Source organism: Pseudomonas sp. SWRI50 (genome assembly GCF_014269095.1).
GTDB lineage: Bacteria > Pseudomonadota > Gammaproteobacteria > Pseudomonadales > Pseudomonadaceae > Aquipseudomonas > Aquipseudomonas kermanshahensis.
Window position 1 is genome coordinate 1 of record NZ_JABWRW010000083.1, and the last position, 315, is coordinate 315.

A 315-nucleotide genomic window follows, 5' to 3' on the forward strand; every position below is an offset into this window, starting at 1 on the left:
GACTGGGGTGAAGTCGTAACAAGGTAGCCGTAGGGGAACCTGCGGCTGGATCACCTCCTTAATCGACGACATCAGCCTGCTGATGAGCTCCCACACGAATTGCTTGATTCATTGTTGAAGACGATCAAGGCCTTATATAGGTCTAATCTTTGTTCTTGATCAGAACTTAGAAATGAACATTCGTTGATGAATGTTGATTTCTGACTTTTGTCAGATCGTTCTTTAAAAATTCGGATATGTGATAGAAATAGACTGAACACTACTTTCACTGGTAGTGGATCAGGCTAAGGTAAAATTTGTGGGCTCGAAAGAGCA

The 315-nt window shown here is 42.2% G+C and carries 1 rRNA gene; it reads left to right on the top strand.

Annotated elements, in window-relative coordinates:
- Positions 1-61, top strand: a 16S ribosomal RNA gene (locus HU750_RS27055); the annotation flags it as partial.
- Positions 62-315: the final 254 nt, after the last annotated feature.